Source organism: Sphingobium sp. TCM1 (assembly GCF_001650725.1).
GTDB lineage: Bacteria > Pseudomonadota > Alphaproteobacteria > Sphingomonadales > Sphingomonadaceae > Sphingobium.
In genome coordinates this window covers 1-22,383 of sequence record NZ_LXVX01000005.1, presented here as the reverse complement: position 1 = coordinate 22,383, position 22,383 = coordinate 1, and the positions used below count along the sequence as shown (strand labels likewise).

The following is a 22,383-nucleotide window of genomic DNA, read 5'->3' as shown; positions in this document are numbered from 1 at the left end:
ATGCGTCTCTCCCTCGCCACCATCGCCGCCGTCTCGCTGATCGCGCTCGCCGCCTCTCCGCTGGAGGCCGCCAGGAAGAACAAGCGCGACGTCGAGCGCGACTATTACACGCCCGCCATCGCGCAGCCGGCCGCGCAGCCCGCCAACGGCTCCATCTTCCAGGCGTCGATGGGCTATACCCCGCTGACCAGCGGCGCGCGCGCCACCGCGGTGGGCGACATCATCACCATCGTTCTGGTCGAACGCACCCAGGCGACCAAGAGCACCAGCGCGGACACCGCCCGCAACGGATCGGTGGGCCTGACGCCCCCGACCACCGGCATCCTGTCCAAGCTCTTTTCCGCCAGCGACGTGGCGGCGGGCGGCCAGAACAGTTTTACTGGCAAGGGCGCCGCCAGCCAGTCCAACGCGCTGACGGGCGAAATCACGGTGACAGTCGCGGCGGTCTATCCCAACGGCACCATGCTGGTGAAGGGAGAGAAGGCGCTGACCCTCAATCGCGGCGACGAATATATCCAGCTGAGCGGCCTCGTCCGTCAGGCCGACATCGCGCCCGACAACCGCATCGCCTCGACCCGCGTGGCCGATGCCAGGATCATCTACAAGGGCAAGGGCGAGATCGCCAATGCCAGCCGCCAGGGCTGGTTGCAGCGCTTCTTCTCCGCGATCAGCCCCTTCTGAGGAACAGAAACATCATGAACCGCCTGTTCCGCCTTCTTCTTGCCGCGCTGGCCCTCGCCGCCACCCCCGCCCAGGCCGAGCGGGTCAAGGATCTGGGCGGCTTCCAGGGCGTGCGCCCCAACCAGCTGACCGGCTATGGCATCGTCGTGGGGCTGGCGGGCACCGGCGACGACAGCATCCAATATGCGACCGAGGGCATGAAAGGCGTCGTCTCGCGCTTCGGCCTCACCCTGCCGCAGGGCGTCAACCCGGCGCTCAAAAATGCGGCGGCGGTGCTGGTGACGGCGGACCTTCCCGCTTTTTCCAAACCCGGCCAGCGGCTCGACGTCACCGTCTCCGCGCTGGGCAAGGCCAAGTCGCTGCGCGGCGGCACGCTCATCATGACCCCCCTGCGCGGCGCGGACAATGAAATCTACGCGATGGCGCAGGGCAACCTCGCCGTCGGCGGCCTTGGCGTTTCGGGCGCGGACGGCAGCCAGGTGTCGGTGAACATTCCCTCGGCCGGGCGCATTCCCGGCGGCGCGACCGTGGAACGCGCGGTCGCGACCGGGTTCGACACGGCCCCGACCCTGACCTTCAACCTTGCCGAAGCCGACCTGACGACCGCGCTGCGCGTGGCCGACGGCATCAACCGCGCCTTTGGCGATCGCCGCGCCCGCGCGATGGACGCCGTGTCGGTCGCGATCGACGCCGAACCGGGCGCGGAACAGCGCATCCTGATGATGGGCATGATCGAGAATATCGAGATTGCGCCCGCTGAAGCCCCGGCCAAGGTGATCGTCAACGCCCGCACCGGCACGGTCGTCATCAACGGCGCGGTCCGGATCCATCCGGCCGCGGTCGCCCATGGCAAATTGACCGTCAGCGTCAACGAAAGCCCCCGCATCATCCAGCCCGCCCCCTTCAGCCGGGGCGAGACGGCGATGGAGCCATCAAGCAGCATCAGCATCGACGAACAGAAAAAACCGATGGTGAATTTTAAAGGTGGGGCGTCGCTGGCCGATATAGTCAAGGCGGTCAACGCCATCGGGGCTTCCCCGGCGGACATGGTCGCGATCCTCGAAGCCTTGAAACAGGCGGGCGCAATGAAAGCGGAGCTGGTGGTGCTGTGATGCAGGTAGCGACGACATCCTCCGCCGGCGCCAGCGTCGCCGGCAACTCGAACAAGGCCGCACTGGAAAAGGTCGCGCAGCAGTTCGAGGCGGTCTTTCTGCGCCAGATGATCGGCGCGATGCGATCGGCGAGCCTTGCCGAAGGCATCGGCGATTCGAGCGCGACGCAGCAGTTTCGTGACATGGCCGACGCGCGCACCGCCGACGCCATGGCCAGCAAGGGCGCGATGGGCATCGCCGAACTGCTGCTCAGGCAGTTTGGCGACCGCGTCGGTGACAGCCCCTCCCCCAGCGCGCCTGACGGCCCGACCCCGGCGCCCGGTACGCTGGACGACGCCGCATGAGCGACCTCTTCATCATCGGGTCTTCCGGGACGAAGGCCTATCGCACCATGATGGCCGCCATATCGGAGAATATCGCCAACGCCAGCACCGCCGGCTATGCGCGCCGCACGGTGACGACCGCCGAATCGGGCGCATCGACCGCCACCATGTCGCTCTATATCGCGCGCGCCAATTTCGGCGGGACGCAGGTGATGAGCGTCGACCGGGCAAGCGATCCCTATCTGGACGCCACGGTCCGTTCGACCGGCACGGCGCTGGGCAGCGCGACGGCGCGGCTGCGCTGGCTGACCGACACCGAAACCGCGATGAACGACAGCGGCACCGGCATCGGCCAGCTGATGACCGGCATGTTCCAGAATATGGAGAAGCTGGCGGCCAGCCCCACGGACACCTCGCTGCGCGTCACCACGCTCGACAGCATCAGCCGCGTGACGCAGGCGTTCAACCAGACCGCCGCCGACCTTGAACAAGTGTCCGAGGGCATCGCCACCGAAGCGACCGCCTCGGTCGACACGATCAATCGCTCGCTGTCCGCGCTCGCAGACATCAACAACAGCCTGCTGCGCGCCCAGCCCGGCACATCGGCCTATGCGCAGCTGCTCGACAGCCGCGATTCCGCGCTCCAGGACCTGTCCGAAAATCTGAACGTCACCATCAGCTTCGGCGCGCATGACAGTGCGGAGGTCAGCTTCGGCGGCCAGACGCTGGTCAGCGGCAACAGCGCGGCCAGCCTGGCGGTGGCCGCCAACAGCGACGGCACGCTCGCGCTCAGCCTGTCCGACGGCACGGCGCTGACCGCGCCCGCCAGCGGGACGCTGGGCGGCCTCTTCTCCGCCGCGCAGACGGCGACCGATCGCCGCGAGAGCCTCGACACGCTGGCCGAACAATTCGTCACCGACATGAACGCCTGGCACGCGCAGGGCGTGACGGACGGCGGCACGGCTGGCGCTCCCCTGCTGTCCTACGGCGGCAGCGCGGCGAGCATGGCGGCGCTCATCACCGATCCGGCCGAGCTGGCACTCAAATCCTCCGACGGCACGCTCAACGGCAATCTGCTCACGGTCTCGTCGACCCTGCGCGGCAATGGCAGCGTCGAACAGAGCTGGACCTCGCTGGTGTCGACCCACGCGAACCTGCTGGCGGCGACCCAGGCCGAATATGATACCGCGACCAGCCGCAACGACCAGGCGGTCGCCGCGCGCGAAGCGGTGAGCGGCGTGGATCTGGACATGGAGGCGGCCGACCTGCTGCGCATCCAGCAAGCCTATTCGGGCTGCGCAAAGGTGCTCCAGATCGCCAAGGAAACCATCGATTCCATCCTGAACATCATCTGATCGGCGAAGGGCTGACCCATGGTAGGCATCACCAACAAGATCATGCTCGCGGAAATGCGCCGGCAGCAGAAATTGTCGCAAAGCATCGTCGACGGGCAGACCGCGATCTCGACCGGCATCACGCTCAACAAGCCGTCCGACGACGCGCTCGCCTGGGTGCAGGTGTCGGACATCGGCCGGGCGCAGGCGCAGCAGGCCGCGTGGCAGGCCAATGTCAGCTACGGCACCACCCGCGCCGCCAATGCCGAAGCCAATCTGTCGGAAATCAACAATCTCCTGACCCGCGCGCAGGAACTGGTGACATCGGCCCGCAACGGGTCGCTCAACGACACGAGCCGCGCCGCGATCGTCGAGGAAATGACGACGATCCGCACCACCATCGGCGAATTGTTGAACCAGACCGACTATCAGGGCACGCCCGTGTTCGACGACGGACAAAGCACGCTGGTGCCCGTCAGCCGCGGCCTCAACCTTGCCGTCGTCGCCACCCGGCAGGAGGTGTCGGAGGGAATCGACGTCAGCGGCACGCCGATGTCGATCGACGCCATCCTGGCCCAGAGCATCGCCGCGATCGACGGCGGCGTCGACAGCGAGATCGCGACTTCGCTCGACGGGGTCAAGGCGGCCCAGAGCCACATCACCGTCGAACTGGCGCGGCAGGGCGTGCGCAGCGACCGGCTGGAAGTGGTCGGCACCCGGCTGACCGACATCGACCTGACCCTTACCGAGCGACGCGCCGACCTGGAATCGACCGACCTTCAGGATGTCATTTCGCGCGTGCAGGCGCAACTGCTCCAGCTCGAAGCGGCGCAGTCGGCCTTCGCCCGCATCAACCAGCAGACGCTGTTCGACCTGATCAGCTGAGCGGCGGAAAAAGGCGGCTCCGGTCCTAAAGCCGACGCTAACCAGTCCGTATTAACCAGAAACGGACCGGCGCTGTCGAAGGCGCTGACGGAGCCACCGCCTCCGGGCGATATATCGGGGATTTTCATGTTCGCAGTCATCGGCCTCGTCGTGCTCATCGTGATGGTGTTCGGCGGCTTCATCTTCACCGGCGGCGACATCGGCCCGGTGCTCCATGCCCTGCCGCACGAAATGCTCATCATCGGCGGCGCGGCTGTCGGCGCGCTGATCATCGGCAATTCGGGCGCGGACCTGAAGGCGCTGGGCGGGGGCCTGGCCAAGGTGTTCAAGGGGCCGCAATACAAGAAGCAGGATTTTCTCGACTGCATCTTCCTGGTCAGCAAGCTGATGAAGACGCTGCGGGTCGAAGGGCCGGTGGCGCTCGAACCCCATATCGAGGATCCGGGCAGCTCGACCATCTTCTCCGAATATCCCAGGCTGATGAAGGACAAGACGCTGATCCACCTGATCAGCGACACGCTGCGCCTGGTCGTCGTCTCGTCGGGCACGCTCGATCCGCACGCGGTCGAGGAGGTGATGGACAACAGCCTCAAGACCCATCATCACGAAGCGATCAAGCCCGCCGACAATCTCCAGGGGCTGGCCGACGCGCTGCCCGCACTGGGCATCGTCGCGGCAGTGCTGGGCGTGGTCAAGACCATGGGGTCGATCGACCAGCCGCCCGCGATCCTGGGTGCGATGATCGGCTCGGCGCTGGTCGGCACCTTCCTCGGCGTGCTGCTCGCCTATGGCATGGTCAACCCCTTCGCCAATCGGTGCCGCAGCGTGATCGAGGCCGATGGCGCCATCTATCATGTGGTCAAGCAGATCATCATCGCCTCGCTGCACGGCCACCCGCAGCCGCTGGTGATCGAGGCCGCGCGCTCCAGCCTGACCCATGCGAACCAGCCGGCCTTCGCCGAGGTGTTCGACGGCATGAGGGGCAAATAAGCCATGGCGGACAAGAAGCGCGGCGCGAACGAGCCGGAACCGCGGCCGATCATCGTCAAGAAGATCATCGTCGATGGCCATGGCGGTCATCATGGCGGTGCCTGGAAGGTCGCCTATGCCGACTTCGTGACCGCGATGATGGCCTTCTTCCTGCTGATGTGGCTGCTGGGCGCGACCACCGAAAAGCAGCGCAAGGCGCTGGCCGACTATTTCACGCCTACGCTGGTCGAATTGAAGATGGCGTCGGCGGGTTCGACCGGCCTGTTGGGCGGCGACAGCCTGACGGGCAAGGAAAATTACCCGACCACCGGCGGCCAGGGCAATCTTTCCATCACCATCCCGCGCGATGCGACCGGCACCAAGGACCAGGGTGGCAAGGCGATGCGCGCCGCCGACCGGCAGAAGTTCGAATCGATCAAGAAGAGCCTGGAAGAGCGTATGATGCGCAAGGGGCTGGGCAAGCTGCGCAAGAATGTGCGCTTCACCGAAACCCGCGAAGGGTTGCGCATCGACCTGATCGACGAGGCTGATTTCGCGATGTTCGCGATGGGCACCGACCGGCTGCTGCCCGAAGCGCGCACGCTGGTGAGCGAAGTCGCCACCGTCCTCCAGACCATGCCCAACGCCCTGATCGTGCGCGGCCATACTGACGCCCTGCCCTATGCGGCGGGTCGCACGATGAACAATTGGCGCCTCTCCTCCGCCCGCGCCGAAGCCACGCGCCAGGCGCTTGCCGATACCGGCATCGGCAATGACCGCTTCGCCCGGATCGAGGGCGTGGCCGACCGCGAGCCTTTCATGAAGGCCGACGCCTATGACCCGCGCAACCGGCGCATGTCGATCATCCTGGGCTGGAGCCGCGGCGGCAACGACGCCGGCGACGAAGAGATGGACGCACCGACCAAGGCGGCGATCAAGGAACGCGACGACCCAATGCGCGTGGCGCGGGAACAGGCGACGAAACTCGACATGGGCGGCACCGGCCTGCCCGCCGGCGCGGCGCTCATCAACCCCAGCGCGCCCGGCACGTCGAGCAAGCCGGGCAAGCATTGACGCCCGGAAACGGCGTCAAGGCGCGCAAATTCCGCGTGACATAGGGTGCCCTTTCGACTAAGGGCCGCCCAGCGGACCCCGGCAGCAATGCCGGCGGTCTTCCGTCCGAGACAGCTGGGGAAGGGAATATGCCCTTCTTAATGTCCAGCCTAGACGGGGAAAAGTTCTTCACCGAACGGGCGCCTGCGTCCGATTCGGGTCTGCCTGTTTCCTTTTGGGCGCGGGCCAGTCGATCTCTCCCCTTCGGACTTGGTGCCCCGGGCCGCAACGCCCGGGTTTTAGTCGTTCGCCGATGCCAAGTCGGCGGACATGAAGTGGAGTAATGGCATGGATCGTAATCAGAAAGCTGAGGTCGTTTCCGCGCTGAACGCAGAGCTGGCAGAAGTTGGCGTGGTCGTCGTGACCCGCAACCTCGGCATGACCGTCGCCCAGTCGACCGTCCTGCGCCAGAAGATGCGCGAAGCCGGTGCGTCCTACAAGGTTACGAAGAACCGCCTCGCCCGTATCGCCCTTGATGGCACCGCCTACGGCTCGATCAGCGACCTGCTGACCGGCCCCGTCGGCCTCGCCACCTCGGCCGACCCGGTCGCAGCCGCCAAGGTTGCGGTCGAATTCGCGAAGACCAACGACAAGATCGAGATCGTTGGCGGCGCGATGGGCGAAATGCTGCTCGATGCGGAGGGCGTCAAGGCCCTGGCGTCGATGCCGTCGCTGGATGAACTGCGTGCGAAGCTGGTCGGCCTTCTGGTCGCCCCGGCTACCAAGCTCGCAACCGTCACCCAGGCGCCGGCCGCGCAGCTCGCGCGTGTCTTCAACGCCTATGCGGAGAAGGAAGCGGCCTGAGCCGTTCCCCATCCGATTTTTTGACCCTCATCTGACGGGGCGCATCGCCCCATATAAGGAAATTGACAAATGGCAGACATCAACGCTCTGGTCGATCAGCTTTCGGCCCTCACCGTCCTCGAAGCCGCTGAGCTGTCGAAGGCTCTGGAAGAAAAGTGGGGCGTTTCGGCCGCCGCTGCCGTCGCCGTCGCCGGCCCGGCCGCTGCCGCTGCCGCTCCGGCCGCTGAAGAGCAGACCGAATTCGACGTCGTCCTGACCGGCGACGGCGGCAAGAAGATCAACGTCATCAAGGAAGTCCGCGCCATCACCGGCCTGGGCCTGACCGAAGCCAAGGCTCTGGTCGAAGGCGCTCCGAAGGCCGTCAAGGAAGGCGTGAACAAGGACGAAGCCGAGAAGATCAAGAAGCAGCTGGAAGAAGCCGGCGCCACCGTCGAGCTGAAGTAATCGGCTCCGCCTCGCGGCAGAAAAGCTCGCGAGGCGAACCGATCCGGTTCCAGCCGGAGAATGGGGCGGCGCCTTCGGGTGGCCGCCCTTTTTCTTGCGCGGCGCAGATGGCGCACCCTCCGCATGGCGCGGCGGCCACCTTGCCAGCAAGGGGTGGACCGGAAAACTTCGGCTTTCCCAAGCGGCCACCCCGAGTCCCGGGCCTAGCCGTTCGGGACGATCAGATATTTCTCCCCCGTGCGCCGCGCATTGTAGGCCAGCACCGCGTCCCGCGTCAGCGCGTCCTCGAGCGAGAGTCGCGCCTTGTAGGGGCTGGCGAAGGTGGTGGTGAGATTGGCGCGCACCCGCTGGCGCATCCGCTCCACCGTCTCTCCGCCCGCACGCTGGAGGAAGGGGAAGAGCAGCCAGCCCCCCACGGTCCAGCTGAAACCGAAGCTGCGGTTGAGGATCGTCGGCGCCATGTCGAGCGCGCCATAGATATAAGCCTGCTTGAGCGTGCCGGAACCATAGCGGCTATAGGCGCCGTTCTTGCTGGCAGCCTGCTCCATCGCGTGCAGGATCTGGCCCACCAGCGCACCGCCGCCGATCGCGTCGAAGGCGATGGTGGCCCCGGTCGCCTCGATCGCGGACTGGAGCTGCGCCCGAAAATCCTCGCGCGAACTGTCCAGCACATGCTCGGCCCCCAGCGCCTTCAGCGTTTCCGCCTGCGCCTGGCTGCGGACGATATTGACCAGCGGGATCTGGTCCTCCCGGCAGATACGCACCAGCATCTGGCCGAGGTTGGACGCGGCGGCGGTGTGGACGATCGCCTTGTGCCCGTCACGCCGCATCGTTTCGACAAAGCCCAGCGCGGTCATGGGATTGACGAAGGCGGATGCGCCCTGCTCCGCGCTCGCCCCATCCGGCAACGCCATGACGGATCGTGCATCGACCAGCCGATATTGCGCGAACATGCCGCCCGGCACGCATGTCACCAGCTTGCCGATCAGCGCCTGCGCCTCGGGGGCATCGCCGGCCGCGATGACCGTCCCCGCACCCTCGTTACCGACCGCCATCGCCTGCCCGATCCGTGCGGCCAGGGCGCGGCGCGCAGCATCGGGCATCTGCGCCACGATCCGGCCCTCGCCGTAATCCGCATTCCCGACATCGGCCGGGCCGAACAGCAGGCCAAGGTCGGACGGGTTGATCGGCGCGGCCTCGACCCGGACCAATAGCTCATGCCCGGTGGGCGGCGGCAGGCTTTCCTCGGCCAGTTCGACCGTCAACCGGCCATCCTCGGCCAAGGTGGACAGGATCTTGAGGCCGCGCGTGTCGCCCATCGGGATGCTCCTTATCATGTGAGGACCAGGAGGTAGGCAGCCGGGCGGCGAAGACAAGCTGGCAGAAACGCGCGGTCGGGTCAGGCCGACGGTTTGTCCCGATACTGCGCCGGGAACATCGACCGCAAGGCCGCCAGCTTGGGCTTGTCCCAGCGCAGGATATAGGGATGCAGCGGGTTCTTGCGCATGAAGTCCTGATGGTCGCGCCCTGCATCCTGGAAGCCGGCAAACGGCTCCACCCGCGTCACGATCGGGTCGCGCCACAGGCCGGACTGGCCGAGCTGGACCAGATAGGCCCGCGCCGCCCGCTCCTGCTCCCCATTCAGCGGGAAGAGCGCGCTGCGATATTGGGTGCCATGGTCCGGCCCCTGATGATTGAGCGTGGTGGGATCGGCGATCACCGAAAAAAAGATGCGGAGCAGGCTGCCATAGCTGATCTGGGCCGGGTCATAGGTGACGCGGACCGCTTCGGCAAAGCCGGTATCGCCGCCGCTCACGGCCGCATAGTCGACCCGGCGGCCCTTGGGACCACCGGCAAAGCCCGATACGGCGAGCTGGACGCCTTTGACGTGGGAGAATACCCCCTCGACGCCCCAATAGCAGCCGCCAGCGAAAACCGCCGTTTCCAGCCGGCGCGAGGGCGCGGCATCCACCTTGGGGACAGGCGCCTGGACGGCGCGTTCGGCGTGCAGCGGGGAAGCGGCGGCAAGCGCCGCGAGGAAAAGAAGGAACGGAGCCTTAGAGCGCCGCGTCATGGGTCGAGGTCGCCGCGATCGCGGTCGAGCTGAGCACCGGCTGCTCTTCGGGCTGGAGCAGGAACATGCCGACAGCGCCGATCGCGAACCCGCCCATGAAGCGCAGGAACAGGTCGGATTTGAGGAACGCCATCATGGCCAACGCCTTTCTACCATAGTCTGCCGGTCGTGCCGGCTCTCCGGCTATGTCCATGCGCCTTGCCCCTTACTGAACGGTCCGGGCTGCGGGAGCAGCTTTCGACCAATGTGGGCAGGTGAACGACGAACGAAGCCTGTTATTCAGTTTTTATACGCAACGGGCATATAGACCGCCCTGCGACAATCGCAAGACGGCGTGCGGGGAAAAAGACCGTTTCCATTTTTTGCCGGGACAGAAAAACCGGCGATTTCGCGCCGGTTTTTCCTGCATCGCCCAGCGAAGCGTCGCCGGCTTATTTCAGCGCGGCGCAGGCTTCCTGAATCCGCGTGCAGGCCTTCTTCAGCACCTCGTCCGAGGTCGCATAGCTGATGCGAAAGGCGGGCGAGAGGCCGAAGGCGGCGCCATGGACGGCGGCGACCTTGGCTTCGTCCAGGAAATAGCCGATCAGCGCCTCGTCGCTGTCGATGACCGCGCCCTTGGGCGTCGTCTTGCCGATCACGCCGCTGGCGTCGGGATAGACGTAGAAGGCGCCTTCGGGGGTCGGGCAATCCAGGCCCGGCGCGTCGTTCAGCATGGCGACGACCATGTCGCGGCGCTTGCGGAACACGCCGTTGCGCTCCTCAAGGAAATCCTGCGGCCCGGTCAGCGCGGCGACGGCGGCTGCCTGGCTGATCGAGCAGGGATTGCTGGTCGACTGCGACTGGAGCTTGCTCATCGCCTTGATGATCCATTCCGGGCCGCCGGCGAAGCCGATGCGCCAGCCGGTCATGGAAAAGGCCTTGGAGCAGCCATTGACCGTCAGCGTGCGGTCATAGAGTTCCGGGCACACCTGCGCGATGGTAGCGAACGGGGTCGATGCGTACCAGACATGCTCATACATGTCGTCGGTCATCACCAGCACATGCGGATGACGCAGCAGCACGTCGGCCAGCGCCTTCAGCTCGTCCGCCGAATAGGCCGCGCCGCTGGGGTTGGACGGCGAATTCAGCATCACCCACTTGGTGCGCGGGGTGATGGCGGCATCCAGCTGCGCGGCGGTGATCTTGTAGCCCTGGCTCGCCGGGCCTTCGATGAACACCGGGGTCCCACCCGCGAAGTTCACGATGTCGGGATAGCTGACCCAGTAAGGGGCCGGGATGATGACTTCATCGCCCACATCGACGGTCGCGACCAGCGCGTTGAACAGTGTATGCTTGCCGCCCGAATTGACGCTGATCTGGCTGCGCTTGTAGGTCAGGCCGTTGTCGCGCTTGAACTTGAAGGCCACGGCTTCCTTGACGTCGGCGGTGCCGTCCACATCGGTGTAGCGGGTCAGGTTGTTGCGGATCGCGGCGATGCCGGCTTCCTTCACGAAATCGGGCGTGTCGAAATCGGGTTCGCCGGCCGAAAGGCCAATCACGTCCACGCCATCGGCTTTGAGCGCGTTCACGCGGGCGCTCATGGCGAGCGTGGCGGACGGCTGGATGCGACCGAGGGCAGCGGAAGTCTGGCTCATGGCAATAATCTTTCTCCAGAGCGATTTCGAAGCGGGCGAAACAGCCCGCCGACTCGAAAATCGCGACCCAAAATAAGGAATCCTGAACGCCCGCAACATATGCGGACGCGGCGTCCCTTAGTGTGCAACGGACGCAGGGGCAACCGGCCAGATAGGCGTTAATGGCTTTACGGCAGAATAGCGCGGCTATCGCGCCCCAATCAGCGCGCCAATGTCGCGGCGACCATGCCCCGCGCCGCATTGCCGATGAAGAAGCCGTCCTCCAGATCATGGGGACGCAGGTCGCCCTCCACGGCCTCGCCCATCTCGATCAGGCTCTGCCGCAGGATTCCGGGCAACAAGCCGCGCGACAGCGGCGGCGTCACCAGCTTGTCGCCCCGCTCGACGAACAGGGTGGAAAAGCTGCCCTCGGTCAGATAGCCCGCCGCATCGGTCATCAGCACCTCATAGGTTCCCCCGCGCGTCAGCGCGTCGCGATAGAGCGATCGATCGGTGGTCTTGTGAAGGAGGCGCAGGTCATCCGCCGGGGCATTGCGCGGCACCACGGCGACCGGGACGATCGCCTGCGGCCAGCTTCGATGGTCGCGCACCTCGATCGCCAGCGCCCCTCCGCGCGAGATCAGCAGCCGCACCCGGCTCGCCCCGCGCAGGCGGAAGGTGGCGGCCTGAAGCTCGTTGCGCACGTTATGACGATCAAAGGCGAAGCCCAGCGCGTCGGCGCTGGCCTTCAACCGCGCCAGATGCAGCTCGAGCAGCCTGATCCCGTCATGGGGATCGAATGCCATGGTTTCGAGCAGGTCGAACCGTCCATCAGCCACAGACATCGTTATTGTTTCAAGCCCCTGCACATCATCGTCACGCCAGTGAGAGAAAGCGCCCCTTGGCCAGACACTCCGCCCATTCGGCTGCCCCTTCCGAGTCCGCGACGATGCCCGATCCCAGCCCCAGCCGACCGACTCCGCTCCCTTCTTCGACGCAAAGCGTGCGGATGGCAACATTGAAGGCGGCGTCGCCCTCCGGATCGATCCAGCCCATCGCGCCGGTATAGACGCCGCGCGGGAAAGGCTCGACCGCGTCGATGATCTCCATCGCCCGCACTTTGGGCGCGCCGGTGATCGACCCGCAGGGAAACAGCACGCGCAGTACGTCGACCGGAGACAGGCCGGGCAGCACCCGCGCGCGCACCGTCGACACCAGCTGGTGGACGGTGGGATAGGTCTCGACCTTGAACAGGTCGGGCACCGTCACGCTGCCTGCCGCCGATACCCGCGACAGATCGTTGCGCAGCAGGTCGACGATCATCAGATTCTCGGCCCGCTGCTTGGCGTCCTGCTCCAGCCAGCGGGCGTTGGCGGCGTCCTCGTCCGCATCGGCGGCGCGGACGGCCGTGCCCTTCATAGGCCGCGCGGTCAGCTGGCCGCGCACCTGGGTGAAGAAAAGTTCGGGCGAGAAGGACAATATGGTCCGCGCGCCATCCCGGATGACGCCGCCATAGCCCGCCGCCGCGCGCGGACGGATCGCCGCATAGAGCGCCATCGGGTCGCCAGCCAGCGCGACCTCGCACGGGAAGGTCAGGTTGACCTGATAGATGTCGCCCGCGCGGATATAGTCCTGCACCCGGTCGAAGGCGATGCGATAGGCGGCCTCGTCCACCAGCGGCCGCAACGGACCGACCGTGGCCCCGGCGGCATCGGGCAGCAGTTCCGGCAATCCTCCCGGCGCGATCATCCGCACCCCTTCATACAGGCCGAACCACAGCAGCGGCGCACCGCCCAGGTCCCGCTTCCGCGCCACGGGGGCCAGCCGCTCCTCCAGCGCCAGGCCGGCCTCATAACGCATATAGCCCGCGACGTGCAGCCCCGCCTCGCGCGCCTCGGCGATGCGGTCGAGCGCGGGCTGCACCTGCGCAATGTCATGCGCGGCGACGATGGCGACCGGATCGCGATACAGCCGCGCAGGCGCCGCGCCGCGCAGGCGCGCATCGTCGAACAGGCAGAATGGCTCATCGGGACCGGGCAGGCGCATGGCGCTTCTTAACAGGCTTTGCGCGCAGCGGAAGGGCGCGCGCCCGTGACGTTCCGTTCCATGCCCGGTCGGATGGCCCGTTGCATCCGCGGTGCGAAGCCCCTAGCCCGGAATCCATGAGCGACCCGGCCCCCGACACCCATGGCGATCGCCCGATCGGTCCCGCGATCGGCCGCGGCCTGCGCGGTCGCTGCCCGGCCTGCGGCCAGGGCCGGCTGTTCGCGCATTTCCTGAAGGCGGCGCCGACCTGCACGGCCTGCGGCCTGCGCCTCGACCTGCACCAGGCGGACGATTTCCCCGCCTATATCGTGATCCTGCTGCTGGGGCATTTGCTGGTCCCCCTGATGATCGAGGTGAATTCAGCCTTCGCGATTCCGATGGGCTGGCAGGTGCTGATCTGGCCGGGCCTCGCGATCCTGCTGGCGGTGGCGATGATCCAGCCGGTCAAGGGCGGCGTCATCGCCTTCCAGTGGAGCCGGCGGATGGCGGGGTTCGGATAGGCCGGATCGGACCGGTCGATTCACGCCGGCCCGATTATTCCGGCCCGATCATTCCGGTCGGCGCAGGAAATTCAGCTCCATCGCCTCGCGCAGCGTGTCGTCGATCAGGCGGCGCCCTTCGGCGCCATGGGTGACGACCGTCGTGTCGCAGGTGGCAACGCAAACGCCCTTCTGGAAACCGGCCGAACTGATCGTCCAACTGGTGCGGCCGATATGGCCGATCGCGCAATGGACCTCGAACGGATAGGGGAAATGCGATTCCTCGATGAAGTTGAGGTTCACGTTGGCCACCAGCCAGCGCACCCCCTGTTCCTGCGGATGGCGCCCCATGTGATGGTGGAAACGGATGCGCGCGGTTTCGAAGATGCCCGAAATGGCCACATTGTTAATGTGACCCATCGTATCCAGATCCTGGAAGCGGGTGTCGATGCTGGTGACGAAGCGATAGGCTTCGGGACTGAACCGCCAGGATTCGGGTTTGGCCATGTCCTGCTTTCCCATTGGAATTTTCTGTCACATTTCCATAGCCATCATCGCCAGTGATGCAATCGCGTCGGCGAAAATGGCGAGACTGCGACCTTTTTGACACAAGGATCGGGCGCGACGCGAGAATGATTGTGACGATAGTGTCACAATAACGTCGCCATTTCGTCAAGCCACTCTCACCGCAGTGCAACATCGCGCGCCTAAGGCCCCGCCGAACCAGTCATCTCATCCGGGTTCCAAGGGGGATTTTCACCATGCGTCCTGTCAACGCCCTACTGCTCGCATCGACCATGCTCGCCGCCGCGCCAGCCTTCGCCCAGGATGTTCTGCCCGCACCTGATGCGGCGGCGGACAGCGCCGAAATCATCGTGTTCGGCCGTGGCGAAACCCGCCAGGTGCAGGAAATCCAGTCGCGCGACATCGTGACCCTGACGCCCGGCACCAATGCGCTGAAAGCGATCGAGAAGCTGCCCAGCGTCAATTTCCAGTCGGCCGACCCGTTCGGCAATTATGAATGGTCGCAGCGCGTCACCATCCGCAGCTTCAACCAGAATCAGCTTGGCTTCACCTTCGACGGCATTCCGCTGGGCGATATGAGCTATGGCAATCATAACGGCCTGCACATCACCCGCGCCATCAGCAGCGAGAATATCGGCAGCGTGCGCGTCAGCCAGGGCGCGGGTTCGCTCGGTACGCAGGCGACCGGCAACCTCGGCGGGACGGTCGAAACCTTCTCGATGGACCCCACCGGCGCCTTCGGCGCGCAAGGCAACCTGACCTATGGCAGCAACGACACGATCCGCGCCTTCGGCCGGATCGACATGGGTAGCGCCGATGGTATCCGCGGCTATGTCTCCTACGGCTATGGCTCGACCGACAAATATAAGGGCCAGGGCGTTCAGGACCAGCATATGGGCAATGCCAAGGTCATCATCCCGATCGGCGAAGCGAAGATCGACGGCTGGCTAAGCTACTCCGACCGTCGCGAACAGGATTATCAGGACATGTCGATGGGCATGATCCGTCGCCTCGGCTGGGATTGGGACAACACCTATCCGGACTATGCCCGCGCGATCGACTATGCCAGCCGCCTGAACGATGTCGACCTGATCAGCAACAGCGGCGGATCGCCCTTCCCCGATGGCCGCTACGACTATAGCGGCGCAACGGTGGCCACCGGCCAGACCTACCCCGGCAATGTCACCAGCGCCGACGACGCCTATTATGACGCGGCGGGCCTGCGCAAGGACTGGCTGGGCGCGATCGGCTTCACCACGCCGCTGGGCGAGACGGCCAGTTTCAAGATCAAGGGCTATTATCACAACAACAGCGGCATGGGCCTGTGGGCGACGCCCTATGTCCCCAGCCCCAACGGCGTGCCCATGTCGGTACGCACCACCGAATATGAGATGGACCGGATCGGCGCCTTCGGCAGCGTCGACTATACGCTCGGCATCCAGAATCTGAGCGTCGGCGCATGGTATGAGAATAACAAGTTCAACCAGGCCCGCCGCTTCTACGCCTTTGCCAGCCGCACCGAACCCGGCCTCAGCTTCCGCGACTATCCGCAAGATCCCTTCGCCACCCAGTGGGAATTCGACTTCACCACCGACACTTTCCAATATCATGTCCAGGACAAGATCGACCTCGGCATGGTCACGATCAACCTGGGGTGGAAGGGCTTCAAGGTCACGAACGAGGCTGAAGCGGTCGTGTCGTCGTCCTTCCCCGAAGGCAAGATCAAGGTCGAGGACTGGTTCCAGCCCCATGCCGGCTTCGCGGTCGAACTGACGCCCGAAGCGGAAATCTTCGGCGGCTTCACGCAAGTGACGCGCGCCTTCGCCAGCGCCACCACCACCGGCCCCTTCTCGACCAACCAGACCGGCTTCGACGCGATCAAGGATGATCTGAAACCCGAAACGTCCGACACGTTCGAACTGGGCCTGCGCTACAATACGCCCGTGTTCAACGGCACGGTCGGCGCCTATCTGGTCAATTTCAGGAACCGGCTGCTCGCCGTGCAGGTCGGCTCGGCGATCCAGGGCAACCCGTCGGCGCTCCAGAATGTCGGCGGCGTGCGCGCGATCGGCGTCGAGGCGGCGGGCGACCTCAAGCTGGGCGGCGGCTTCGGCCTCTACGCCAGCTACAGCTATACCGACGCCACCTATCGCGACGATGTCGTGAACGGCGACGGCACGCTGGTCGCGGCGATCAAGGACAAGACCGTGGTCGACAGCCCCAAGCATATGGCGCGCGGCGAACTCAACTATGATGATGGCCAACGCTTCTTCCGCGTCGGCCTCAACTATATGTCGCGTCGCTACTACAGCTACACCAATGACGCGTCGGTCCCCGGTCGGCTGATCGTCGATGCCTCGCTCGGCTATCGCTTCACTGACAAGGTGGAAATCCAGCTGAACGCCACCAACCTGTTCGACAAGCGCTATGTCGGCACGATCGGCTCGGGCGGCTTCGGCAACAGCGGCGACGCCCAGACGCTGCTGGTGGGCGCGCCGCAGCAATTCTTCGCCACGCTCAAGACCGGTTTCTGAGCCCGGCATCGGAGACGCACATATGAAGAAGGCCGCGCTTTTCCTGTCCGCACTCGCTACGCTCCTCCCGACGATGGCGAGTGCGGAGCCCGTCCTGCTGATCTCGATCGACGGGCTGCGCCCCGGCGACGTGCTGGACGCGGACAAGCGCGGCCTTGCCATCCCCCATCTGCGCCGATTCCTGAAGGACGGCGCCCATGCCAGCGGCGTGACGGGCGTGCTGCCGACGCTCACCTACCCCAGCCACACGACGCTGATGACCGGCGCCGCGCCCGCCCGGCACGGCATCGTCGCCAACAACAGCTTCGATCCGACCGGCATCAACCAGGGCGGCTGGTACTGGTATGCGCAGGACGTCAAGCTGCCGATGCTGTGGGAGGCCGCGCGCAAGGCGGGCCTGTCCACCGGCAATATCCACTGGCCGGTCAGCGTCGCGGCGAAGGGCGTGACCTGGAACCTGCCGCAAATCTGGCGCACTGGCCATCCCGACGATGCGAAGCTGCTCGACGCACTGGCGACGCCCGGCCTGAAGGCGGAACTGGAGGCCAGGATCGGCCAGCCCTATGCCATGGGCATCGACGAAAGCCTGCCCGGCGACCAGCTGCGCGGCCGCTTCGCCACCGCACTGATCGCCGCGCACAAGCCCGATTTCCTGACCGTCTACCTGACCGCGCTGGACCATGAACAGCATGAGCAGGGACCCGACACCCCGCAGGCTAAAGCGGTGCTGGAAAAGATCGACGCCATCGTCGGCGACCTTGTCGCAGCGGAACTGAAGGCGCATCCCGACGCGGTGGTCGCGCTGGTCAGCGACCATGGGTTCGAAGCGACCCACAGCGCGCTCAACCTCTATCGCCCCTTCATCGACGCCGGCCTCATCACCCTGGGGAAGGATGGCAAGGTCGCCTCCTGGCTCGCCATGCCGTGGATTTCCGGCGGGTCGGCCGCAATCATGCTCGCCCGCCCGGACGACCAGGCGCTGGCGGCGCAGGTGAAGATCGTGCTCGACCGGCTCGCCGCCAATCCCGCCAACGGCATCGCCACGGTCGCCGACCGGGCGCAGGTCGCTGCCATGGGCGGCAACCCGCAGGCCAGATTCACCCTCAATCTCAAGCCCGGCTTCGTCACCGACATCTATCACGGCCCGACCGCCCCCATCGTCGCGCGCAGCGCGGTCAAGGGAATGCACGGCTATTTCCCCGGCCCGGCCAACCTCCGCTCCACGCTGATGCTGATGGGCAAGGGCGTGGCGCCGGGCAAGGATCTGGGCGAGGTCGATATGCGGGCCATCGCCCCCACCCTCGCCAGGATCATGGGCGCGACGCTGACCGACGCGGAACAGCCGCCGCTCGACCTCGGGCGCTAGGACCGGACGTGGAGGACGGGGGAGGATTGCGGAATGGCTTCTCGCACATCGTCATTCCCGCGACCCGAAGGCCGGCCGCAGGCCAACGCGTGCAGCCATCTCCACCTGCGCGGGGACGACGAGATCGGGTGGGTTGAGACCCTGTCCGTTTCCGACATCCCGGCATAAGCTGGGATCGCCCTTCTCTTTGACGCATGTCGCCAGAAAAAGTGAAATGCCAGCCGTCGCCGGCAGGACGGGAATGCGCGCCTCCAGACCGTTAAACCTCGCCCCCGAACCGACCTCAAGCCGCAACCCATCGTTTCCGCCTGAGCCAATGGACTTCATTCCGCGCGCGCCATAATTTCGCCCCCTGTTCAACCGGGGTTCCTTCATGCCGCAACGCTACAGTCTCACCGCCATCATCCTGCACTGGGCGATCGCCGCCCTGCTCGCCTTCCAGATCGCGGTCGGCTGGGCGCTGGAGGATCTGGGGGCGCGCGGCTTCTCCCTCTACCAGCTACACAAGTCGGTCGGCATGACGATCCTGGCGCTGACCCTCGCCCGCATCGCCATCCGCTACTGGAAGCCGCGCCCCGCAAAGCTGGAGGGCGGCTGGCAGGGCGCGCTCGCCTCGGTCGTGCATGTCGGCCTCTACGCCTTCATGCTGGGCGCGCCGCTCACCGGCTGGGCGCTGGTGTCCACCGCCCGGGTCAAGGTGCCGACCCTGCTCTTCGGCGTGCTGCCCCTGCCCCATCTTCCCCTCCCGGCTGAGAGCCACGCCGTTGCGGAAAATGGCCATGGCCTGCTCGCCTGGATCGGCATCGCCCTCGTGCTGCTCCATGTCGCGGGGGCGCTGCGTCATCATGTGATGATGCGCGACGGCCTGATCTGGCGCATGGTGCCCGGCCGCTCGACCGCGCTGCTGCTGGCGTTGCCCGCGCTGATCCTGGTCGGCTTCGTCGCCGGCCGCGCGATCCTGCCCGCCCCGCAGGCCGAGCCCGCACCGGCGCCGGTCGCGGAAGACGTCGACACCGAAGCCGACACCAGCAACGTCGCCATGGCGCAAGCCGTCAACGCCGCCGCCGCACCCCCCGCCACCGCAGCGGCCAACGCCATCGAAGCCGCCACGGAGCAACCCGTTGGCCCGCCCCCGGCCTGGACCGTTCAGCCCGGCGGCCGCATCGGCTTTTCGGTCGGCAATGATGGCGACACGATCAGCGGCAGCTTTGCCCGATGGACCGCCCGCATCGTCATGGACCCCGACCATCCGGAAAGCGCCGACATCCAGGTGTCGATCGACATGGCCTCTGCCAGCGTGGGCGACGCCTACAAGGACGGGATGTTGCCGGGCGACGAATTCTTCGCCACCGCCGCCCACCCGACCGCGACCTTCGTGGCGAAGGGCGCCGAAGCGACCGGCCCCAACCGCTATCGCGCCAGCGGCACTCTGACCCTCAAGGGCGTATCGAAGCCGCAGGCGATCCGCTTCGCCCTGTCGGGCAAGGACGCCACCCGCAAGGTGTCGGGCAGCGCCACCATCGCCCGCAGCGCCTTCGGCGTCGGCAATGGCGACAGCAGCACCGGCCTGACGCCGCAGGTGGCCGTCACCTTCGACTTTGCGGCCCGACGGAAGGACTAATCCCGCCGCGCACTGGCCCGGCGCCCATGGAAGGGCTATGGGTGCGACCCGGACAGGCGTGGTTCAGCATCGCCTTGTTACGGGCGGGCAACAACGACAATTTGCAGGATAATATGATGCGCGCGCTCCCGATCGCGTTGGCGGCAGCCGCCCTCGCCGCCACGCCCGCCCCTGCGGCCCGCCCTTCGGCGCCCGCTTCGGGTAGTGGCGCCTTCATGTTCGAAACCGGCGCGACCCTGCTTTCCAAATGCCGCAACAAGGCGCCCGAATATGGGCTGGCCTGCACCGCCTATATCGTCGGCGTGGTGGACGGCATTCGCAAGGACGCCTTCATCGGCCGGGGCCGCCCGGTCTGCTGGCCCGACCGCATGGGCGCGGACGAGGCGCGCCGCATCGTCGTCGCCTATCTCGAACGCTGGCCCGACCAGCGCAAGGCGCCCGCCTCCGTGCTGGTCAGCGTGGCCCTCAACGAGCGCTATCCCTGCCAGAAATAGAGGGCGCCGATCAGCCTGATCGGGACAAATCATTGCGCATTTCCATGGTCGAAATGGTACATTCTTGCCTTGCCGCCCGCAGGCGCGTAGGTGCGGCGCCTATTTTATCTTGTGCGAAGGAGACTCGACGTGGCGGCGAAGTGGACGCCGGATAGCTGGCGGAGCCAAAAGGGCATCCAGATGCCCTTTTATCGGGATGCGGAGGCGCTTGCCTCGGTAGAGGCCCAGCTTGGCCAGTTTCCGCCGCTCGTCTTTGCGGGCGAGGCGCGCAACCTGAAGGCCGACCTGGCCAAGGTCGTCAATGGCGAGGCCTTCCTGCTCCAGGGCGGCGACTGCGCCGAAAGTTTCGCGGAGTTCCATCCGAACAATATCCGCGACACCTTCCGCGTGCTGCTCCAGATGGCGGTCGTCCTGACCTTCGCGTCGAAGCTGCCGGTGGTGAAGGTCGGCCGCATGGCGGGCCAGTTCGCCAAGCCGCGCTCGGCCGATACCGAGACGATCGGCGGCGTGGAGCTGCCCAGCTATCGCGGCGACAATGTCAACGACATCGCCTTCACCGCCGAATCGCGTGAGCCGGACCCGGAACGGATGATCCGCGCCTACAACCAGTCGGCCGCGACCCTCAACCTGCTGCGCGCCTTCTCGACCGGCGGCTATGCCAGCCTGGAACGGGTGCATGGCTGGATGCTCGATTTCATGGGCCGCAGTCCCTGGGCCGCGAAGTTCGAGGCGATGGCCGACCAGATCGGCCAGGCGCTCGACTTCATGCGCGCCTGCGGCCTCCATGCCGACACCGTGCCGCAACTGGGCGGGACCAGCTTCTACACCAGCCATGAAGCGCTGCTGCTGCCGTTCGAACAGGCGCTGACCCGGCAGGATTCGCTGACCGGCGACTGGTATGACACGTCCGCGCACATGCTGTGGATCGGCGACCGCACCCGCTTCGAAGGGTCGGCCCATGTCGAATATCTGCGCGGCATCGGCAACCCGATCGGCATGAAGTGCGGCCCCAGCCTCGAGCCGGACGCGCTCCTGCGCCTGCTCGACATATTGAACCCGTCGCGCGAGGCAGGGCGCATCACGCTCATCACCCGCTATGGCCATGACAAGATCGAGGCGGGCCTGCCCAAGCTGGTGCGCGCGGTGCTGCGCGAAGGCCATCCGGTGGTCTGGTCCTGCGATCCGATGCACGGCAACGTCATCAAGGCGGCCAATGGCTACAAGACGCGGCCGTTCGACCGCATCCTGGCCGAAGTGCGCGGCTTCTTCGCCGTCCACCGCGCCGAGGGCAGCTTCGGCGGCGGCATCCACGCGGAAATGACCGGCCAGAACGTCACCGAATGCACCGGCGGCGCCATCGCGATCACCGACGAGGGGCTGGCCGACCGCTACCACACCCATTGCGACCCGCGCCTCAACGCGGCGCAGAGCCTGGAGCTGGCCTTCCTGCTGGCCGAGATGCTCAACGAGGAACTGAAGGAACGCCGCGCCGCGGCCTGACGAACGAGCCGGGGCCGGATCGCAACGATCCGGCCCCGATTGCTTTCAGGCGGCCGGGATTGCCGCCGGGCGGACATTCGAGTGGATTGCGTAACGGCCGCTCTTCGGGTCGCGGGAATGACGGAACGGGTGGTTAGCTGACTGACTGCTCACCCGATGCGCGGGTGAATAGCTGACGTTGCCGACCTGCCCGGTAACGCGCTAAGCTGAGCGCATGAGCTTATTCTTTGCTGCTGTAGCCACCGCTCAAATCGCTGTCTTGGCAGTGATGCTATTGCGCGGTCAGACTATCCGCATGCCGATTGCGGGAGGAAAGGCGACACAAATCAGCAGATCAGAAAGCGTTGTCGGTTTCTACGCTTTGGTGCTGATCTGGATAGTCCTATTTGCCTTTGTGGACTTCATTATCTGGGCATAAGGCGCGGACGGCATAGTGTCCGAAAGTGGTCCAGGCCGTGTGAAAACG

Annotated in this window: 24 protein-coding genes; 16 read left to right on the top strand and 8 right to left on the bottom strand. The window is 66.0% G+C overall.

Features of this window, described 5'->3' with window-relative positions; translation table 11 throughout:
- The 9 genes from A7Q26_RS04440 to rplL all read left to right on the top strand — a co-directional run bounded on the left by A7Q26_RS04440 (position 1) and on the right by rplL (position 7,665).
- Positions 1-681 carry a flagellar basal body L-ring protein FlgH gene (locus tag A7Q26_RS04440; protein ID WP_084439007.1) on the top strand — a complete coding sequence of 227 codons (681 nt, stop codon included), beginning with the start codon at positions 1-3 and terminating at the stop codon, positions 679-681.
- 14 nt (positions 682-695) lie between these two features.
- Complete coding sequence (locus A7Q26_RS04435; protein ID WP_066857167.1) at positions 696-1,793, top strand: flagellar basal body P-ring protein FlgI; 1,098 nt, start codon at positions 696-698, stop codon at positions 1,791-1,793.
- Complete coding sequence (locus A7Q26_RS04430) at positions 1,793-2,137, top strand: rod-binding protein (protein WP_066857164.1); 345 nt, start codon at positions 1,793-1,795, stop codon at positions 2,135-2,137. The genes A7Q26_RS04435 and A7Q26_RS04430 overlap by 1 nt, the downstream gene beginning before the upstream one ends.
- Positions 2,134-3,471 (top strand): flagellar hook-associated protein FlgK, encoded by a 1,338-nt coding sequence (flgK, locus tag A7Q26_RS04425; RefSeq protein ID WP_066857161.1) that lies wholly within the window; start codon positions 2,134-2,136, stop codon positions 3,469-3,471. Before A7Q26_RS04430 ends, flgK begins: the two co-directional genes overlap by 4 nt.
- Before the next feature lie 18 nt (positions 3,472-3,489).
- Entirely contained in the window at positions 3,490-4,335 is an 846-nt protein-coding gene (locus A7Q26_RS04420; RefSeq protein ID WP_066857157.1) for a flagellin, read from the top strand.
- Between the two features lie 126 nt (positions 4,336-4,461).
- The gene (gene motA / locus A7Q26_RS04415; protein ID WP_066857154.1) at positions 4,462-5,325 is read left to right on the top strand and encodes a flagellar motor stator protein MotA; all 864 of its coding nucleotides are present in this window, start codon (positions 4,462-4,464) and stop codon (positions 5,323-5,325) included.
- A 3-nt stretch (positions 5,326-5,328) separates the two neighbouring features.
- Entirely contained in the window at positions 5,329-6,378 is a 1,050-nt protein-coding gene (locus A7Q26_RS04410) for a flagellar motor protein MotB (protein WP_066857151.1), read from the top strand.
- Positions 6,379-6,705: 327 nt separating this feature from the next.
- Complete coding sequence (gene rplJ, locus A7Q26_RS04405; RefSeq protein ID WP_066857148.1) at positions 6,706-7,221, top strand: 50S ribosomal protein L10; 516 nt, start codon at positions 6,706-6,708, stop codon at positions 7,219-7,221.
- A gap of 69 nt (positions 7,222-7,290) precedes the next feature.
- The gene (gene rplL / locus A7Q26_RS04400; protein ID WP_066857144.1) at positions 7,291-7,665 is read left to right on the top strand and encodes a 50S ribosomal protein L7/L12; all 375 of its coding nucleotides are present in this window, start codon (positions 7,291-7,293) and stop codon (positions 7,663-7,665) included.
- A gap of 203 nt (positions 7,666-7,868) precedes the next feature.
- Here rplL and A7Q26_RS04395 read toward each other — a convergent pair whose 3' ends face one another.
- The 6 genes from A7Q26_RS04395 to pabB all read right to left on the bottom strand — a co-directional run bounded on the left by A7Q26_RS04395 (position 7,869) and on the right by pabB (position 13,398).
- Positions 7,869-8,984: a zinc-binding dehydrogenase gene (locus tag A7Q26_RS04395; protein WP_066857141.1), complete on the bottom strand. Its 1,116-nt coding sequence runs from the start codon at positions 8,982-8,984 to the stop codon at positions 7,869-7,871.
- An 80-nt stretch (positions 8,985-9,064) separates the two neighbouring features.
- On the bottom strand, positions 9,065-9,739 hold the full coding sequence (msrA, locus tag A7Q26_RS04390; protein ID WP_066857138.1) for a peptide-methionine (S)-S-oxide reductase MsrA: 675 nt from the start codon (positions 9,737-9,739) through the stop codon (positions 9,065-9,067).
- A complete protein-coding gene (locus A7Q26_RS25030) occupies positions 9,723-9,932 on the bottom strand; it encodes a hypothetical protein (RefSeq protein ID WP_157102453.1) in 210 nt (69 codons plus the stop codon). Before A7Q26_RS25030 ends, msrA begins: the two co-directional genes overlap by 17 nt.
- Before the next feature lie 238 nt (positions 9,933-10,170).
- Positions 10,171-11,373 (bottom strand): pyridoxal phosphate-dependent aminotransferase, encoded by a 1,203-nt coding sequence (locus A7Q26_RS04385; protein ID WP_066857135.1) that lies wholly within the window; start codon positions 11,371-11,373, stop codon positions 10,171-10,173.
- A gap of 200 nt (positions 11,374-11,573) precedes the next feature.
- Positions 11,574-12,197: an aminotransferase class IV gene (locus A7Q26_RS04380; RefSeq protein WP_066857132.1), complete on the bottom strand. Its 624-nt coding sequence runs from the start codon at positions 12,195-12,197 to the stop codon at positions 11,574-11,576.
- Between the two features lie 31 nt (positions 12,198-12,228).
- Entirely contained in the window at positions 12,229-13,398 is a 1,170-nt protein-coding gene (gene pabB / locus A7Q26_RS04375) for an aminodeoxychorismate synthase component I (RefSeq protein ID WP_066857129.1), read from the bottom strand.
- A gap of 116 nt (positions 13,399-13,514) precedes the next feature.
- Here pabB and A7Q26_RS04370 point away from each other — a divergent pair, with 116 nt between their 5' ends.
- Positions 13,515-13,898, top strand: coding sequence for a DUF983 domain-containing protein (locus A7Q26_RS04370; protein WP_066857127.1), 384 nt, complete (start codon positions 13,515-13,517; stop codon positions 13,896-13,898).
- Between the two features lie 48 nt (positions 13,899-13,946).
- Here A7Q26_RS04370 and A7Q26_RS04365 read toward each other — a convergent pair whose 3' ends face one another.
- Positions 13,947-14,384 (bottom strand): acyl-CoA thioesterase, encoded by a 438-nt coding sequence (locus A7Q26_RS04365; RefSeq protein ID WP_066857969.1) that lies wholly within the window; start codon positions 14,382-14,384, stop codon positions 13,947-13,949.
- Positions 14,385-14,638: 254 nt separating this feature from the next.
- On the opposite strand from A7Q26_RS04365, the gene A7Q26_RS04360 reads away from it, so the two are divergent.
- Both A7Q26_RS04360 and A7Q26_RS04355 read left to right on the top strand, forming a co-directional pair.
- The gene (locus tag A7Q26_RS04360) at positions 14,639-16,936 is read left to right on the top strand and encodes a TonB-dependent receptor (RefSeq protein ID WP_066857125.1); all 2,298 of its coding nucleotides are present in this window, start codon (positions 14,639-14,641) and stop codon (positions 16,934-16,936) included.
- A 22-nt stretch (positions 16,937-16,958) separates the two neighbouring features.
- Positions 16,959-18,302, top strand: coding sequence for an alkaline phosphatase family protein (locus tag A7Q26_RS04355; RefSeq protein WP_066857121.1), 1,344 nt, complete (start codon positions 16,959-16,961; stop codon positions 18,300-18,302).
- A gap of 51 nt (positions 18,303-18,353) precedes the next feature.
- Here A7Q26_RS04355 and A7Q26_RS04350 read toward each other — a convergent pair whose 3' ends face one another.
- Positions 18,354-18,629, bottom strand: coding sequence for a hypothetical protein (locus A7Q26_RS04350; protein WP_157102452.1), 276 nt, complete (start codon positions 18,627-18,629; stop codon positions 18,354-18,356).
- A 46-nt stretch (positions 18,630-18,675) separates the two neighbouring features.
- Here A7Q26_RS04350 and A7Q26_RS04345 point away from each other — a divergent pair, with 46 nt between their 5' ends.
- From A7Q26_RS04345 to A7Q26_RS04330, 4 genes are all read left to right on the top strand, one after another.
- A complete protein-coding gene (locus tag A7Q26_RS04345) occupies positions 18,676-19,923 on the top strand; it encodes a YceI family protein (RefSeq protein ID WP_066857115.1) in 1,248 nt (415 codons plus the stop codon).
- Between the two features lie 116 nt (positions 19,924-20,039).
- Entirely contained in the window at positions 20,040-20,417 is a 378-nt protein-coding gene (locus A7Q26_RS04340; RefSeq protein ID WP_066857966.1) for a Rap1a/Tai family immunity protein, read from the top strand.
- A 129-nt stretch (positions 20,418-20,546) separates the two neighbouring features.
- Positions 20,547-21,917, top strand: coding sequence for a class II 3-deoxy-7-phosphoheptulonate synthase (locus A7Q26_RS04335; RefSeq protein WP_066857104.1), 1,371 nt, complete (start codon positions 20,547-20,549; stop codon positions 21,915-21,917).
- A gap of 214 nt (positions 21,918-22,131) precedes the next feature.
- On the top strand, positions 22,132-22,335 hold the full coding sequence (locus A7Q26_RS04330) for a hypothetical protein (RefSeq protein ID WP_066857100.1): 204 nt from the start codon (positions 22,132-22,134) through the stop codon (positions 22,333-22,335).
- The last annotated feature ends 48 nt before the right edge of the window (positions 22,336-22,383 follow it).